The sequence below is a fragment of the Kitasatospora acidiphila genome, assembly GCF_006636205.1.
Taxonomy (GTDB): domain Bacteria; phylum Actinomycetota; class Actinomycetes; order Streptomycetales; family Streptomycetaceae; genus Kitasatospora; species Kitasatospora acidiphila.
Window position 1 is genome coordinate 380,255 of the sequence record NZ_VIGB01000003.1, and the last position, 16,405, is coordinate 396,659.

The following is a 16,405-nucleotide window of genomic DNA, read 5'->3' on the forward strand; positions in this document are numbered from 1 at the left end:
CCCCTGGAGCACCGCCGGTTCACCGTCACCGCCCCTGCTCCGCCATGGCGTTGACGATCACCGTGCGGGCGTCGTCCAGGTATCTGGTCAACTCGACTTCGGCGTCGTCGATCTCGCCGGACTCCAGCAGGCCGGCGAGCACCTGGTTCCGGCGCAGGAACGGCTCGTGGAACCCGTGCGCCGAGGGAACCGCCGCGAACGCCAGGCGCAGTTCGGCGGCCAGCTTGGCCATGCACTCGTCGATCCGCTCGCTGTCGGCGAGTCCGGCGACGGCCTGGTGGAAGTGCAGGTCCGCGGTGCCGACGGCACCCCAGTCGCCCTGCTGCTCGGCGTCCTCCGCCCGGGCCAGCGCGGCACGGACCGCGGCCAGGCGCTCCGGGGTCGCGCGCTGCACGGCGCGCACGCCGGCCACCTCCAGCGCGAGCCGCAGGGTGTAGATGTCGGCGACGTCGCTGGGGCCCAGGGTTCTGACGAACACTCCGCGGTTGAGCTCGTGCAGGACCAGGCGCTGGTCGGCCAGCAGCCGGAACGCCTCCCGCAGGGTGTTGCGCGAGACCCCTAGGACCCCACCGAGCGATTCCTCCGACAACCGCGTTCCGGGGGCGAGGCGGCCCTCGGTGATGTGCTCGCGCAGCACCTCGGCCACCCGCTGCGCGGCACTGCTGCGGGCCAGTCGGCTCCGCTCGGCCGCAAGTGCGTCGAACATCCCGGTCATGTCCTACCTCCTGCCGCCGCTGGGGCACCGCCCGCCCTGTCGCCGACGCACCTGTCGGCGCAGCCCGTCCGAGCCCGGAAAACGGAACGCTACCGGAGTCTTGTCGGATTGTTCCACAATCCCCTAGCCTCACGACCGCCCCGCAAGGTTCCGGTCCGCGCGACCGGGACCTCACCTGCCCCGTGACGCGAGAGGTCTCGACCACCCGGTCGCGGCCACCGAGTCGCGGCCACGGCGCAGGGTTCCCGATCCGAAAGGCGGCCCTTGGTGTGATCGTTCTTCTCGGCATCCTCGTCGTGGTGGCGGGATTCGCCACCAAGCGCAATCCCGTCCTCATCGTCGGCGTCGCCGGCGTCCTCACCGCCTTCCTGGGCGGGCTCACCCCGATGAAGGTCCTGGACGCGTTCGGCACCGGCTTCGCCTCCAGCCGCTCGGTGACCCTCTTCGCCGTCACCCTGCCCGTCATCGGGCTGTTGGAGCGCCACGGCCTGCAGGAGCAGGCCCGCGCGCTGATGGGCAGGCTCGCCAAGGTCAGCGCGGGCCGCCTGCTCGCGGCCTACCTGATGATCCGTCAACTCGGCGCCGCCCTCGGCCTGACCACGCTCGGCGGACCGGCCCAGGCGGTCCGGCCCATGATCGCGCCGATGGCGGAGGCCGCTGCCGAGCGCCACCACGGCCCCCTGACGGAGCCGGCCCGCGAGCGGCTGCGCTCGTTCGCCGCCAGCGCCGACACCGTGGGCCTGTTCTTCGGCGAGGACTGCTTCCTGACGGTCGGCTCGATCCTGCTGATCACCGGCTTCGTCAACGCCACCTACCACGCCCATCTCGAACCGACCCAGCTCGCGCTCTGGGCCGTCCCCACCGCGATCTGCGCCACCGCGGTCCACGGGGCCCGGCTGCTGCGGCTGGACCGCTCCCTGGCCCGGACACGGCCCGCCGCGGGCACCGTCACCGCCACCGCCGGCGTCACGGAGGAGGCCAAGTGATCAGGATCGAGTGGCTGTACTGGCTGGTCGGCGCCGTCTTCCTGGCGATGGCCGCGCAGATGGCGACCGACCGCAGCAACCCCAAGCGGTTCGGCAGCGCCGCCTTCTGGGGGCTGCTCGGCGCGAGCTTCCTCTACGGCACCTGGGTCGTCAAGAAGACCGCGCCCGCCGCGCCCCTCGGCGCCGCGGTCCTGGTGATGATCTGCCTGGCCGGCTTCGGCCTCACCGGGCGCGGTGCGCCCAGGACCACCGGCCCCGAGCAGCGGGCCGCCTCCGCCGCCCGCCTCGGCAACCGGCTCTTCATCCCCGCGCTCACCGTCCCGCTGGTCGCGCTGGTCTGCGCCACCCTCCTCAAGGGGACGCACCTCGCGGGCAAGCCGCTGTTCGAGGCCGGCAACGAGACCCTCCTGGGCCTGGGCCTCGGAGTGCTCATCGCCTTGGCCATCGGCCTGTTCCTGTGCCGCGAGCGCAACCCCGCCGTCGCCCTGCACGCCGGGCGCGGGCTGCTGGAGTCCATGGGTTGGGCCCTGCTGCTCCCCCAACTCCTGGCCGTGCTCGGCTCGATCTTCCAAGCGGCCGGCGTCGGCACCCAGGTCGGCAAGCTGACCGTCCACCTCCTGCCCGACGGCAACAAGTACGGCGCGGTGGCGCTCTACTGCCTCGGCATGGCCCTCTTCACCGTCATCATGGGCAACGCCTTCGCCGCCTTCCCCGTCATGACCGCCGCCGTCGGCTGGCCCGTCCTGATCACCCGGCTGCACGGTCACCCTCCCGTCGTCCTGGCCGTGGGCATGCTGGCCGGCTTCTGCGGCACCCTGGTCACCCCGATGGCGGCCAACTTCAACCTGGTACCGGCCGCCCTGCTCGAACTCAAGGACCAGTACGGGCCGATCAAGGCCCAACTCCCCACCGCCGGAGCGCTTCTGGTGTGCAACATCGCCATCATGTCGCTGTTCGCGTTCTGAGCTGCTTGCAGATCTCGAACCGCGTCCCCAACGAGGAAAGGCCGCACCGCAGATGACCCGAGTGCTGCTCACCGGCTTCGAACCGTTCGGCGGCGACACCCTCAACCCCTCCTGGGAGTCCGCCCTGCTGGTCGCCGCCGACCCGCCCGAGGGGCTGGAGGTCACGCCCGCCCGGCTGAGTTGCGTCTTCGGCCGGGCGGCCGAGGAGCTGCGCGCCGCGATCCAGGACACCGACCCGGAGTTGGTGGTCTGCCTGGGCCAGGCCACCGGCCGCCCCGACCTCACCGTCGAGCGCGTCGCCGTCAACATCGACGACGCGCGCATCCCCGACAACGCGGGCCGGCAACCCATCGACCGGCCCGTCGAACACGGCGGCCCTGCGGCCTACTTCGCCACCCTGCCGGTCAAGGCGTGCGTGGCCGCCGTCAGGGAGGCGGGCATACCCGCGTCGCTCTCCCACACCGCCGGGACCTTCGTCTGCAACCACGTCTTCTACGCCCTGATGCACCACCTCGCCACCCAACGCCCCACCACCCGGGGCGGGTTCGTCCACGTACCCGCCCTGCCCGAGCAAGTCCTCGACCAGGGCAAGCCCGCGCTCCCCGCCACCGCTGTCGCCCACGCCCTGCGCGCCCTGCTCACTGCCGCCGCGACCCGCGGCGCGGACCTCCACACCCCGGAGGGGATCACCCACTGAGGCCGCAGGCGGCGACCGTGGCGTCGTCGGGGTGCCCGTGGTCACCCGCGTGCGCGGATCGGCTCGCCGGTGCGGTGCAGGTGGGTGAAGATCTCGCGGTACGAGCGGAGCAGGCCGGTCTCGTAGTACGCGATGCCCTGCTCCCGGCAGAAGTCGCGGGTGATCCGCGCGGCCCGGCCGAGGGCGGGGGTCGGCAGGTTGGGGAAGAGGTGGTGCTCCACCTGGTAGTTGAGGCCGCCCATCAGGGCGTCGAGGAACGGGTTGCCACGGACGTTGCGCGAGGTGAGCACCTGGCGGCGCAGGAAGTCGAGCTTCATCTCGGGTGTCACCATCAGCATCCCCTTGTGGTTCGGGGCGAAGACGCAGCCCAGGTAGAGGCCCAACAGCGCCTGGTGGACGGCGAGGAAGGCGACCGCCTTGCCGGCCGGGAGAGCGGCGAAGACCAGGCCGAGGTAGGCCGCGAAGTGGACGACCAGCAGGGTGCCCTCCAGCCACGGGCGCTTCACGGCGGGGCCGCGCAGCGCGCGGAAGCTGTTGAAGCTGAGGTTGAGGCCCTCCAGCAGCAGCAACGGGACGAACAGGTACGCCTGCCGGCGCCCGATGAACCGGGCCAGGCCGCTCGCCTGGCTGGCCTGGCGCTGCGACCACACGACGAGGTCGGGGGCGACGTCCGGGTCCCGTTCCTCGTGGTTGGGGTTGGCGTGGTGGCGGGTGTGCTTGTTCATCCACCAGCCGTAGCTCATCCCCATCAGCAGATCGGCGGCGATCCGGCCGCCGATCTCGCTCGGCAGTCGCCGGGTGAACACCTGACGGTGTGCCAGATCGTGGGAGAGCAGCCCGACCTGGGCGAAGACGGCGGACATGGCCGCCGCCAGGCCGAGCTGCCACCAGGTGTCGCCCAGCGCGAACACGCCCCACCAGCCGCCCAGGTACGCGGCGAGCACCAGGCCCGCACGAGCGCTGTAGTAGCCGGGGCGCCGGTCGAGCAGGCCTGCGGCGGAAATTCGGCGGCTCAGTCGGGCGAAGTCGCTGCCCCCGGGCGCCGGCCGGGAAGCAGGGGTGACGGTTGTCGTCTGGTGAAGTGTGGGCATGCCCAAGAGTCTGGTTCGGTGGGCGGACCCGCAGAACGGGGTTAGCACCCATCCCGTACGGGTGCTAACCCCCTACTCCCGCCTGGTGCTGGCCGCCCTGCGTCAAGCCGGGCTCCAGAGATTCGGTGGCCATGGGCCCCGCGCACACTCTCCGTTGACGGCTGCCGGACGGCCGTGCGACGGTGAGGACGCGCCCCTGAGGAAGACCCATGGGAACTGGAGGCATACCGCTGTGACCTTCGGCACCGATCACTCCCGCCAGGCCATGGACCGCAGTCTGACGCCGGATCAGCTCGACTTCTTCGAGAAGGAGTTCGCCGCCAGGCCGGTGAACCGGCTGATGCAGAACGCGGTCACCCAGACGCCGGTGGACGATGTCGCCCTGGACCGGCGGATCCTCACCGGCATCGACCGCTCGGTCTCCCACCACCTGGACGCCTGGAGGGCCACCAACCAGAAGCAGAGCGGGCGTTGCTGGATGTTCGCCGGGCTCAACCTGCTCCGGGTCGGCGCCGCGCGGAAGTTGGGTGTGAAGGACTTCGAGTTCTCCCAGAACTACCTGCTGTGGTGGGACAAGTTCGAGCGGGCGAACCACTTCCTCGAAGCGGTCGTCGAGACCTCGGACCGGGATGTGGACGACCGCACGGTGGCGCACCTGCTGGAGAGCCCGATCGGTGACGGCGGGCAGTGGAACATGTTCGTGGCGCTGGTCGCCAAGCACGGCCTGGTGCCCAAGTCGGCCATGCCGGAGACCGACAGCTCCTCCGCGACCCGGGCGATGAACCGGGCCCTGAAGACCCTGCTCCGCCAAGGCGCCCGCGATCTGCGCGAGTTGGCCCCCGACGGGGTCGGGGCGCAGCGGGGGCGCAAGCGCGAGGTGCTCGGCGCCGTCCACCGGGTGCTCAGCATCCACCTCGGCACGCCGCCGCGGCGGTTCCTGTGGCAGTGGCGGGACGAGAAAAAGGAGTTCCACCGCGACGGCTGGCTCACCCCCGCGGAGTTCGCCGCCTCGTATGTGCGGCTCCCGCTGGACGACTACGTCTGCCTGGTGCACGATCCGCGGGAGTCCAGCCCGGTCGGCCGCACCTTCACCGTCGAGTACCTGGGCAACGTCGTGGACGCACCGCCGGTGGTCTATCTCAATGTGCCGATGGAGCTGCTGAAGCGGCTGGCGATGGACGCGATCGTGGGTGGCGAGCCGGTGTGGTTCGGCTGCGACGTGAAGAAGATGATGCGCGCGGACGTCGGCGTCTGGGACGCCGAGCTCTTCGACTACGCGGCCGTCTACGACACCGAGTTCACCATGGACAAGGCCGCCCGGCTGCTGCACCACGACACGCGGATGACCCACGCGATGCTGTTCACCGGCGTGGACGTGGTGGACGGCAGTCCGCGCCGCTGGCGGGTGGAGAACAGCTGGGGCGAGGAGCGGGCCGACAAGGGCTTCTGGACCATGAACGACTCATGGTTCGGTGAGCACGTCTTCGAGATCGCGGTCCGGCGCTCCGCGCTGCCACCGGAGTTGGCTGCCGCCCTCGACCGACCGCCGATCGTCCTCCCCGCCTGGGACCCGATGGGCGCCCTCGCCGAGTGATGAGCGGGCGGGCCACGAGCCCGTGCTGGGCGGACGGGCCGTGAGCCCGTCCGAGGTCTACAACGTCTCGGTCGCGTACTTGGCGCGCAGCGCGGCGAGCCGTTCGGGGTCGAGCGGCTCGCCGGCCTCCAGGGCGCGGTGGACGTCGCGGAAGTAGTCCTCGTACCCGGCCGGCGTCAGCAGGAACAGGCAACGGGCCACGGCGGACGAGGTGTTGCGGAAACCGTGAGCCATGCCGATCGGCACGGACACCGTCCCGCCCGCGCCGAGCGTGCTCACGCCGTCGGGCAGGTCGAAGGTCACCTCGCCTTCGAGGATGTGGAAGTGCTCGGCATGGCCGTGGTGGATGTGCGGCGCGGCCCCGACCGCCCCGGCCGGAAAGCTGTACTCCACAACGGCCAGCGCACCACCGGTCTGCGCCCCCGACAGGTGGACCAGATACGACCCGGCCGGCGCGTGCAGCCATTCCCCGCCACCAGGCTTGATCATCGCCAGGTCAGTCATGCGCTGATGATATGTCAGCCGGGTTCGCGGGAGTAGATCTTCCCCGCCGGGCTCTACCGGGCCCCGCGCCACCGGCACCGCGCTCAGGCGGCCAGGTGGCGTTCGATCCAGGCGGCCGCGGTACGGCGGAACAGGACCCGGCTGCGGGTGTTCCTGAACTCGTGGCCCTCGTTGGGCAGGACCAGCAGTTCGGCGGGGAATCCCCGCTGGCGGGCCGCCCGGACCATCTGCTCGGACTCGCCCAGCGGCACATTGGTGTCGTGCTCACCGTGGACGGCCAGCAGCGGTACCCGGAGTTCGTCGATCCGGCTCATGGGAGAGAGCGTGTGCAGCAAGTCCCGGTCGCGTTCGGGATGGCCATACTTCATGGCGGCCGATCGCGCGATCCACGGCTCGGTGCCGGCGAAGAACGTCAGGAAGTCGGACATGCCGCACACCGAGACCCCGGTGCGGAACAGCTCCGGATGCCAGACCAGCGAGGCCAGCGTCAGGTAGCCGCCGTAGGAGTGGCCCATCACGGCCAGCCGCCTGGGGTCGGCGAGTCCGAGGGTGACCACGTGCGCCGCGCAGTCCGCGACGTCGTCGATCGCCGCGAACCGCCCGGCTCCGAGGTCGGCGTTGACGAAGGAGCGGCCCGCGCCCAGCGAGCCGCGTACGTCGGGCGCGAAGACGTCCAGACCGTGGCCGAGCAGCTCGTGGTAGAGCGGATCGAAGACGGGCCGCTCCTGCTGCTCGGGCCCGCCGTGCAGATGGACGACGCACGGAGCGTGGTAGTCAGGGTCGCGGCCGGGGGCGCGGTAGTACCAGCCGCCCAACTCCAGCCCGTCGCGGGCCTGCAGGCGCAGGTGCTCGGGCCGCTCCGGCGGGCGCCCGGGTGCGACGGCGTCCTCGTCACGCGAGGACCACGGCGTACGGACGGGTGACCCGCCGTCGGCCCCGTGCCAGATGCCGGGCCGGCGGACGGAACCGGAGACGGCCAGCGCCAAGCCGCGCGGTCCCGCCGGGCTGATCCGGGTCACCACCTCGTGTGTCAAGGGCAGTGAACGCGGGGCGAGTTCGGGCGGTGCGTGTCCGCCGTCCACCTGGGCCCCGACGCCGTCGCCGACCCGGTGGCGGGCCGGGACGGGCAGGGCGAGAACCTCCAACTCGGTGCGGCCGCGCACGTTCCACGCCAGGACGGCGCTGCGGCCGTCGTCCCGGACGGACAGCAACTCCAGGTCGACGCCGTCTCGTTGGGCGATCACCCGGCGACGCCGTCCGGCGCCGTCCGGGCCGAGCTCGACGGCGACCAGGGCCGCGAACTCGCGGTCGGCGTCGCTGCGCAAGTACAGCATCCGGCCGTCAGGCGAGAACCGGCCGATCCAGGGATCGCCGTCGGCCACCGGCACCGTGCAGGCCGTCTCGCCGCTGTCGGTCCGCAGCACCACGGCCTCACGCCCGCCGCGCGGCCCGCGCAGCAGCAGGACGAGCCGGCCGTCCGGGGTGGTGTCGCACACCCGCAGGGTGGCGCCCGCCGGTTCGGTGGCGAGGAGTTCGGGGGGCCGCACGCCGGCCGGATCGGTCAGGTAGGCGGCCAGGCCACCGCCCGTGAGGTGCGGCTCGGGGGAGGGTTCGTAAGGGGCCGGCGTCGGCGGGCGCAGCACGGTCGACACCGGTGCCCCCGGCGGACCGGTGCCCGGGAGCGGTATCCCGACCTCTCCCCCGCCGCCGAGCAGCACGGCGGGCCCGTCGCGGCTGGTCCACTCACTCGGGGGCACTTCCTGGTACGGCCCGGAAGGCGCACCGGCGCCGAGCTCGGTGACGGGCAGACCGACCAGCGGATCGGTGGTGGTGATGGCGATGGCCGAACCGTCGCGGGTCCAGCGGCCGAGGTAGGCGGTGCTGCCCGCCAATGCGCCGGCCAGGATCCGGCGGTCCCCGCCGTCCGGCCGGACGCAGAGCACGCGGGTGTGCTCGCCCCCGCCGGGGGCGGTGGTGTAGGCGATCCAGCGGCCGTCCGGGGACCAGGAGGCCTCGATCACCGGGTCGAGCCCGGTGTCCAGGAGGTGCACGTCGTCGCCGTCGGCCGATCCGGTCCACAACTGCGGTACGCCGCCGCGGTTGCAGATGAAGGCCACCTGACCCCCGGTGGGGTCCGCCGACGGGTACCAGCAGCCGTGGGCGGTGACCGGGCTGTGGCCCTCCCGGGTGTCGTGGGCGTCCGGGAGGACCACGGCCAGGGGGGCCGCCGGCGGCGAGGCCACGGGGTCGGAACGCTGGTCCACCACGGTCCGCCTCCCGTTCAACCGATCCCGTGGGACTGCAGCCACATCTCCAGCAGGGCCACCTGCCACAGGGCGTTCGCCCCGCGCGCCGTGCGATGGGTGTCCGGGGCGGCCAGCAACTCGGCCAGGTAGGCCTCCCGGAAGATCCCCCGGGACCGGGCCTCGGGGGCCGCCAGGGCCTGCTGGATCCGGGCGAGCACCGGCGGGGCCATCCGGCGGATCGCCGGTACCGGGAAGTAGCCCTTGGGCCGGTCGATCACCTCGTGCGGCAGCAACTTGCGGGCGGCGTCCTTGAGGACCCCCTTGCCGCCCTGCGCGAGCTTGAGCTGCGGCGGGCAGGCGGCGGCCAGCTCGACCAGTTCGTGGTCCAGGAACGGGACGCGTGCCTCCAGCCCCCAGTCCATGGTCATGTTGTCCACCCGCTTGACCGGGTCGTCGACCATCAGCACGTGGGTGTCAAGCCGGATGGCGGCGTCGAGGGCGGTCTCGGCTCCCGCGGGCGCCATGTGTGCGCGGACCAGTTCGCTGGAGGCGTCGTGGTCGGCCAGCAGCTCCGGCTGGAGGATCCGGGCGAGTTCGGCGTGCGATCGGTCGAAGAACACCTTGGCGAACGTCTCGGGCTCCCGCTCGCGCGACACCGCCGCCAGGTCGGGGTGCCAGCGGTATCCGGCGAAGATCTCGTCGGCGCCCTGCCCGCTCTGCACGACGGTGACGTGCTTGGAGACCTGTTCTGACAGCAGGTGGAAGGCGACCACGTCGTGGCTGACCATCGGCTCGCTCATGGCCGCCACCGCCCGGTCAAGGGCGCCCCGGACCCGGTCCGAAGGGACCATGATCTGATGGTGGTCGGTGGCGAACTCCCGGGCCACCAGGTCCGAATACATGAACTCGTCGCCCTGCTCGCCGCGTTCCGCCTCGAACCCCACGCTGAAGGTGGCCTGGTCGTCCTGGCCCGCTTCGGCGAGCAGCGCCACGATCAGGCTGGAGTCCAGGCCGCCGGAGAGCAGCACCCCGACCGGTACGTCTGCCACCGTGCGGCGGCGGACGGCGGTGCGCAGGGCGTCGAGCACGGCGTCGCTCCAGTCGGCGGCGTCCATGCCCGCGTGCTCCGGCCGGCGGCTGTAGGACGGCTGCCAGTAGCACTCGTCGTGCTGGCCGCCGTCCGGCTGCACGACCCGCACGGTGGCGGGCGGCAGCTTGCGGACGCCGGTGAGCACGGTGCGCGGGGCCGCGACGGTGCCGTGCAGGGTCAGGTACTGGTGCAGCGCGGCCGGGTCGATGGAGGTGTCCACCCCACCGCCCGCGAGCAGGGCGGGCAGTGAGGAGGCGAAGCGCAGCCGGTCCGCCCGCCGTGCCAGGTAGAGGGGTTTGATGCCGAGCCGGTCGCGGCCGAGCACCAGCCGACCGGTGTCCAACTCGGCCACGGCGAAGGCGAACATGCCGAACAGTCGCTCCACGCAAGCCGTGCCCCACTGCCGGTAGGCCCTGAGCAGCACCTCGGTGTCGGAGGTCGAGAAGAAGCGGTGGCCCAGGCCCTCCAACTCCTGCCTCAGCTCCCGGTAGTTGTAGACGCAGCCGTTGAAGGCGACGGTGAGGCCGCTCTCGGCGTCGGTCATCGGCTGGGCGCCGCGCTCCGACAGGTCGATGATCTTCAGTCGCCGGTGGCCGAACGCCACGGCGCCCTGTGACCACAACCCCCGGCCGTCCGGCCCGCGAGCCGCCAGCCGGTCGGTCATGCGCTCCACGGCGGCCAGGTCGGGGCGCCCGCCGTCGAAGCGGATCTCTCCGGTCAGCCCGCACATACTCGGCTCACCTCCCGTTCGAGCGGCGGCGCGGGGCCGGCCGCAGGACGGTGGCGGTCATCGGGTCGCAGCCGGCTGCGAACGGCTGGCGGTCCGCGGCCGTCGCCCGGGTCGCCCGGCGCGGCAGGGCGCCCGACCGATGGGCCGCGAGCCGCGCGGCCTGGTTCTGCCGGCAGCGGGCGGACAGGCCTCTGCGGTCGATCCGCGCGCGGGGGCCGGTTGCCACGGGGTGCGCCCGGGTCCGGGTGACCAGGAAGTCGACGGCCGACGTCATGCCGCCGTCGGCGGCGACGCGCCGCAGCCGCTGAGCGACGTCGCCCAGCCCCAGCGCCTCCTCGGCCAGCCCCGAAACGGTCTCCCAGTCGCCGAACTCCTCCAGGGTCGGCCGCAGCCGCGCCAGCAGCGATCGGACCACGGCACCGGCCGGCCTCGCCTGGCCGGTGGCCGGGTCGATCAGCCGACCGTCCAGCCCCGAGCGGGCGGCCCGCCAGGTCATGGCGCGCAGCCAGGGCTGCCGGGAGTGGTGCCGGCAGCCGTCGGATCGCCGCACCACCTCGCAGGCATCGGCCACCAGCGCGCGGAACAGCCCGGCGAGCAGCACCACCGTCTCCACCCGGGGGCAGGCGTCGCACACCCGCAGCTCCAGCGTCGGCTGGTGTGCGGAGGGCCGGATGTCGTAGTAGACCATCCCCACGTCACTGATCACGCCGGAACGTATCAACCCGGTCACGGCCGCGTCGTAGGCCGCTGCCGAACCGAAGCACCCGACCGGCCCGGAGGTGGGCCAGCGCTGCCACAGCATGGTGCGCCAACTGGCGTAGCCCGTGTCCGCGCCGAGCCAGAAGGGCGAGCTGGCGGACAGCGCCAGCAGGGTCGGCAACCAGGGCGAGACCACGCACATCGCGCGGACGGCCGTGTCGCGGTCGGGCACGTCCACATGGAACTGCGCGCCGCAGATCAGCTGCTCGTCGGCCACCGCGCGGTACTCGTCGGCCATGTGCTGGTACCGGGGCTGCGGGGTGACGTCCACCGCCCCCATCCGGCCCAGCGGCGCGGTCCCGGCCGCGACCACCGCCAGCCCCAGCGGGGCGGCCGCGTCGTCCAGGGCCCGCCGGGACCTGACCAGGTCGGTCCGGAGAGCGTCCAGCGAGGCGTGCACACCGCTGTTGGACTCGACGACCGACTGCAGGAACTCGGTGGTGAAGCCGCGGTCCGGTAAGCGGTCCAGCACCTCACGGGCGCGCGCCACCAGCATCCGGGTCTCCACATCGACGATGTGGAACTCCTCCTCGACTCCCATCGGCACGGTCATCGGGCACCTCCGAACCGGTTCGACGACACGGCGTCTGCTATGCCGCCGCGCCCCCGGACGGCCACTCTTCGCGGTAGTCCGCCCCCGAAAGACCAACCTCCCACGACCACCCCCGAACCGCATCAGGACCCGCAGTGGGCAGCGATCAGCTCCCGGTACCAGCGGTGCGACACCTTGGGGGTGCGGGCCTGGGTCTCGAAGTCGCCGTGGACAGGCCGAAGCGCTCTCTGATGGGACCATGGGAACGAGGCAGCGCGGGGACGACATCCGGCTCGCCTCGGCTGTCGGCCGGACAGCTGCGGACGCGTGCTGCCGCGCCGCAGAAGGAGTCGATCATGGAATACCTCGTCACGATGACCACCCGCGTCCCGGACGGGACCTCGGAACAAGCCGTCGAGGAGATCCGCGCCCGCGAGGCCGCGCGGGCACGTGAACTCGCGGCGCAGGGACACCTGCTCCGCCTGTGGCGCCCTCCGCTGCAACCGGGTGAGTGGCGCACACTCGGACTCTTCGCAGCCGACGACAGCGGCCAGCTCGAGGATGTCCTGGCCTCGATGCCGCTGCGTGTGTGGCGCACCGATGAGGTCACCCCGCTGTCTCCTCACCCGAATGACCCCGACCACGCCCGCAGCTGACCGAGCGCCACACATCCCCGCCGCGGGCTCGGTAGGACCGCCCCTCCCGCAGCCATCCCACCCGCCCGGCCCGCTGACTCCGGGCGCCGACGCCCTCACCCGGGAAGGACTCCGATGAACAGCACCGCAGACGACGAGAAGATCCTTCGTGGTGTCCTCGACGAGTGGAAGGCAGCCGTCGATGCGCACGAGCCCGAGCGAGTCGCCTCCTGCTTCACTGAGGACGCGATCTTCCAGGGCCTCCATCCGTACAGCGTCGGCCGGCAGGGCATTGCCGACTACTACGATTCCCAGCCGCTCGGGATGACCGCCGACTACCAGGTTCTCGAAACCAGGCAGTTGGCCGATGGCCTCGTGCTCGGCTACATGAGTGTCGATTTCTCGTTCGTCGACCGGCCGACGCTCGCGGTGTACCTGAGTCTGGTGGTCGAACAGGCGGCAGACCGCTGGTACATCCGCCACTACCAGGTATCCAGCCTCGGCTGAGGAGATGGTCCGATAACCACGTGTACAGCCGATCCCCGGCAGCGCTGCACCGATCCCGGTCGGCAACCCTGGACGGGTCCGGCCGGCGTGGGCAGGGCCGGCCTGCGTTGCGGCCGACGTGCCGTCAGCGGCAGCGAAGTGCCTGGCGAGGATGGCGGAGAGCCCATGTGTGATCCAGAATCATCGGATGGTCACGCTTGAGACTCCCCGGTTGATCCTGCGTCGCTGGCGCGAGGAAGACGTTGCGCCCATGGCTGCCGTCAATGCCGACCCTGAGGTCATGCGGTGGATCCGTGACGGCAGCGTCCGTGACGAACAGCAGACTCGCAGCGGGATCCAGGCTTGGGAGAGCGAGTGGGAGTCACAGGGCTTCGGCCTGTTCGCCGTGGAGATCCGGTCCACCGGCGAGCTGGCCGGGTTCACCGGCCTTTCGGTGCCCGCATTCCTGCCGGAGGTACTGCCGGCGGTTGAGGTCGGCTGGCGGCTGGGGCGTTCCCACTGGGGGCAGGGTTTGGCCACCGAGGCCGCTGCGGCCGCTGTACGGTTCGCGTTCGAGGAGCGAGGGCTGGAGCGGATCGTCAGCATCACTCAGGTGGGCAACGACGCCTCCGAACGGATCATGACCAAACTGGGGATGCGTCCGGTCCGTGAGACCGTCAATCCCACCAGCGGTCGGCGAGTACGGGTGTACGAGTTGTCGTCGGACCAGTACGCCACAACCTCTCGTTGATGGCGGCAACGAGGACGGTGGCCTCGTAGCGGACCGCGAGTTCGTCGTACCAGCGAAGCCCCAACTTGCCACCGCTGCTTGACCCGGTAGCTGTATGGGGTGCCTCGTCCGCCGGCACCCGTCGCGGCTCCCGCCGTCCCGCCGTCGGGAACCGATTTCGCGCTGGCACGATTACCGCCTAAGCTGATCTCACCGACGCGGGGTGGAGCAGCTCGGTAGCTCGCTGGGCTCATAACCCAGAGGTCGCAGGTTCAAATCCTGTCCCCGCTACTACCAGGGCCGGGGCCCGCGCATGATCGCGCGGGCCCCGGCCCTGTTTCGTTGGTCAGCACGTGGCGCAAACAGGACAGACGGCCGGTGGCGCGAGGCCGGGCGCGCCTGGGCTGTTCGGTAGGTATTGCTCCCCCATTCGTGTGGCGGGTCCGGCGAACAGGAATCGGCAGCGCGGCACCGATCAATGGTCGATGGGACTGGTCGACGGGACCACAGGCGAGCCCGCGACCGCTTCCTGAGAGTAGGCCACGGTGCTCAACAGGCGAGCCGCGCTGCGCACGGGCGTGTTCGGTGCCATCGGAGCGGGGGCGGTGGCCCCGCAGGTGCCGACGGGCGCGGGCGCGGTACCCGAGTCAGCGGAGCACGTCAGTCCTCGAGACTGGGAGCGGCTGGCCGGCGCGCTGTCCCCGGCTTCCACGCTCTACCGGCCGTGCGGCTCCGTCTACCCGTCGCTGGCCCTCCCGTTCAACCACCGGTATGACGCGGTCCAGCCGGCCGGGATCGTCGCCTGCGCCACCACCGGGGACCTTCGCGAGGCGATCCGCTGGGCCCGCTCGGTGGGGCTGCCCGCCGTGCCCCGCTCCGGGCTGGGGCACAACTACGCCGGGTACTCCACCACCACCGGCCTGCTGCTGAACATGGCCCGGATGAGGAGCATCACCACCACACCGCAGCCGGGCCGCGCCCGCTCCCGGGTGTACGGGCCCATGAAGGTCGTGCACGACGCCGGCACCGTCACCGTCGGTGCCGGAGTCACCAACGGCGACCTGCATCCCCTGCTGGAGGACCGCGGCATCTTCGTGCCCACCGGTCGCTGCCCCACCGTCGGGGTCGCCGGACTGGTGCTGGGCGGCGGTATCGGCTTCAGCGACAAGATGTTCGGCCTGACCTGCGACCGGCTCAGCGCCACGACCGTCGTGCTCGCCGACGGACAGGTGGTGGAGGCCGGCGAGGACTCGCACCCCGACCTGTTCTGGGCCTGCCGGGGCGGCGCGGGCAACAACTTCGGTGTCAACACGTCATTTACCTTCCGGTACGAGCAGTTCGAGGGCACCGTCGGCATCTACCGGTTCCGCTGGAGCCTGGACTCCGTCCTGCCGGCGATCGGCGCCGCGCAGCAGATCGCCCAGGACACCGTGGAGGACAAGCGGTTCCATCTGCGCGTCGGCATCGGGACTCGCGGACAGACCAGGCCGCAGATCCAGCAGAACGCCAACGTCAACGCCATCGGCCAGTACTACGGCACCGTCGAGGAACTGCGTGCCGTCCTCGCCCCGCTGCTGGACATCGGCACCGCCGAGGAGCGCGCCCGCAACCGCGCGTCGATCCGAGCCGTCACACCCGGCGAGGCGAGCGTGCTGCTGAGCGCTACCACGCCGGTGGAACGGTTCGCCGCCAAGTCGGCGATCCTGGACTCCCGCACACTCCTGACCGACCGGCAGGTCAGCGCGGCAGCCGAGCGCCTGCTGGACTGGCCGGGCAGCGGCAACGAGGACGGAGCCGGGTTCGCGATGTTCGCCCTCGGCGGCGAGATCAACCGGGTACCGCCGGCTGCGACCGCATTCGTGCACCGCAACGGCCTGTTCGTCTTCGCCGCCGAGACCTCCTGGGCAGACTACGACCCCTTCAGCGTCGCCGACGCCAACCTGCACTGGCTCCAGGAGTTCTACGACGACATCTTCCGTGGCAGACCACCGCAGCACTCGTATCAGAACTTTCCCGACCCGACGCTCAAGGAATGGCAGCGGGCCTACTACGGCACGAACTACGACCGCCTGGTCCGCGTGAAGCGGACCTACGACCCGACCGGCTTCTTCGGCTACCCGCAGGCGATCGGCAGCTGACACCCCCATGCGGTACCTGATGCCGCTTTGCGCGAACTGCGGCGCCGAGCGGAATTCAGGCGCTGCTGCCGACACCGCTACTCCCCGTCGGCGGTCCGCGCCTCCGGTTCGAGGACGCAATTCCCCCACTGTTAACGGCTGGGATCCCTGGCAAGGTTCAGCTGAAAACGTGCTGTTCTTGCGGAGGAGATCGGGCATTGACACCTCCGGCGACATGACCAATCATCATGCGAAACGCTGGATCGGAAGACCAACCAACCTTTTTCCTGCTCAGGACAGTTGGCCGTTGAATGGCTGTCCTGCCAGGAGATGAGCACGCGGTGGGTGAGATGGTGGATACAAGTCGTGCCGAAAGTCCGCTCCACCGAGGGGCACGCAGGGAAGCAGGCGGCCGTTCTGCCCGCGCCGGCCGTGCGCAGTCACCGCTCATCGGCAGACACTGAATCCGCCTGGACGAGGAGCAGTCCGGTGACCCATTCGTTGGCGCACCGCTGAGAAACACACCGG

Annotated in this window: 14 protein-coding genes and 1 tRNA gene; 9 read left to right on the forward strand and 6 right to left on the reverse strand. The window is 71.4% G+C overall.

The genetic code is table 11. The features are described 5' to 3' along the window. Positions 1–25: 25 nt before the first annotated feature. A complete protein-coding gene (locus tag E6W39_RS02835; RefSeq protein ID WP_141632100.1) occupies positions 26–715 on the reverse strand; it encodes a GntR family transcriptional regulator in 690 nt (229 codons plus the stop codon). Between the two features lie 269 nt (positions 716–984). On the opposite strand from E6W39_RS02835, the gene E6W39_RS02840 reads away from it, so the two are divergent. From E6W39_RS02840 to pcp, 3 genes are read left to right on the forward strand one after another with little or no spacing between them, the layout of a single operon-like run. Continuing rightward, positions 985–1,701, forward strand: coding sequence for a DUF969 domain-containing protein (locus E6W39_RS02840; protein ID WP_141632101.1), 717 nt, complete (start codon positions 985–987; stop codon positions 1,699–1,701). Then, positions 1,698–2,666, forward strand: a complete 969-nt coding sequence (locus E6W39_RS02845; protein ID WP_141632102.1) for a DUF979 domain-containing protein — start codon at positions 1,698–1,700, stop codon at positions 2,664–2,666. Before E6W39_RS02840 ends, E6W39_RS02845 begins: the two co-directional genes overlap by 4 nt. Before the next feature lie 52 nt (positions 2,667–2,718). Then, positions 2,719–3,363 carry a pyroglutamyl-peptidase I gene (gene pcp / locus E6W39_RS02850; RefSeq protein ID WP_141632103.1) on the forward strand — a complete coding sequence of 215 codons (645 nt, stop codon included), beginning with the start codon at positions 2,719–2,721 and terminating at the stop codon, positions 3,361–3,363. Positions 3,364–3,404: 41 nt separating this feature from the next. Here pcp and E6W39_RS02855 read toward each other — a convergent pair whose 3' ends face one another. Then, positions 3,405–4,454, reverse strand: coding sequence for a fatty acid desaturase family protein (locus E6W39_RS02855; protein WP_141632104.1), 1,050 nt, complete (start codon positions 4,452–4,454; stop codon positions 3,405–3,407). A gap of 265 nt (positions 4,455–4,719) precedes the next feature. Between E6W39_RS02855 and E6W39_RS02860 the strand changes: the two genes are divergently transcribed. Beyond that, complete coding sequence (locus E6W39_RS02860) at positions 4,720–6,048, forward strand: C1 family peptidase (protein WP_141637502.1); 1,329 nt, start codon at positions 4,720–4,722, stop codon at positions 6,046–6,048. Between the two features lie 57 nt (positions 6,049–6,105). On the opposite strand, the gene E6W39_RS02865 is transcribed toward E6W39_RS02860, so the two are convergent. The 4 genes from E6W39_RS02865 to E6W39_RS02880 form a co-directional block, all read right to left on the reverse strand. Then, on the reverse strand, positions 6,106–6,552 hold the full coding sequence (locus E6W39_RS02865; protein WP_141632105.1) for a cupin domain-containing protein: 447 nt from the start codon (positions 6,550–6,552) through the stop codon (positions 6,106–6,108). A gap of 83 nt (positions 6,553–6,635) precedes the next feature. Beyond that, entirely contained in the window at positions 6,636–8,819 is a 2,184-nt protein-coding gene (locus E6W39_RS02870; protein WP_228717931.1) for an alpha/beta fold hydrolase, read from the reverse strand. Positions 8,820–8,833: 14 nt separating this feature from the next. After that, entirely contained in the window at positions 8,834–10,618 is a 1,785-nt protein-coding gene (locus E6W39_RS02875) for an N-acetylglutaminylglutamine amidotransferase (protein WP_141632107.1), read from the reverse strand. Between the two features lie 7 nt (positions 10,619–10,625). Continuing rightward, positions 10,626–11,930 (reverse strand): carboxylate-amine ligase, encoded by a 1,305-nt coding sequence (locus E6W39_RS02880; RefSeq protein WP_141632108.1) that lies wholly within the window; start codon positions 11,928–11,930, stop codon positions 10,626–10,628. 335 nt (positions 11,931–12,265) lie between these two features. Here E6W39_RS02880 and E6W39_RS02885 point away from each other — a divergent pair, with 335 nt between their 5' ends. From E6W39_RS02885 to E6W39_RS02905, 5 genes are all read left to right on the forward strand, one after another. Beyond that, complete coding sequence (locus E6W39_RS02885; RefSeq protein ID WP_141632109.1) at positions 12,266–12,565, forward strand: muconolactone Delta-isomerase family protein; 300 nt, start codon at positions 12,266–12,268, stop codon at positions 12,563–12,565. 114 nt (positions 12,566–12,679) lie between these two features. After that, on the forward strand, positions 12,680–13,051 hold the full coding sequence (locus E6W39_RS02890; protein ID WP_141632110.1) for an SgcJ/EcaC family oxidoreductase: 372 nt from the start codon (positions 12,680–12,682) through the stop codon (positions 13,049–13,051). Positions 13,052–13,238: 187 nt separating this feature from the next. Continuing rightward, the gene (locus E6W39_RS02895) at positions 13,239–13,781 is read left to right on the forward strand and encodes a GNAT family N-acetyltransferase (protein WP_141637503.1); all 543 of its coding nucleotides are present in this window, start codon (positions 13,239–13,241) and stop codon (positions 13,779–13,781) included. A 196-nt stretch (positions 13,782–13,977) separates the two neighbouring features. Further along, positions 13,978–14,051, forward strand: a tRNA-Met gene (locus E6W39_RS02900). A 254-nt stretch (positions 14,052–14,305) separates the two neighbouring features. Continuing rightward, complete coding sequence (locus tag E6W39_RS02905; RefSeq protein WP_141632111.1) at positions 14,306–15,898, forward strand: FAD-binding oxidoreductase; 1,593 nt, start codon at positions 14,306–14,308, stop codon at positions 15,896–15,898. Positions 15,899–16,405 lie beyond the last annotated feature (507 nt).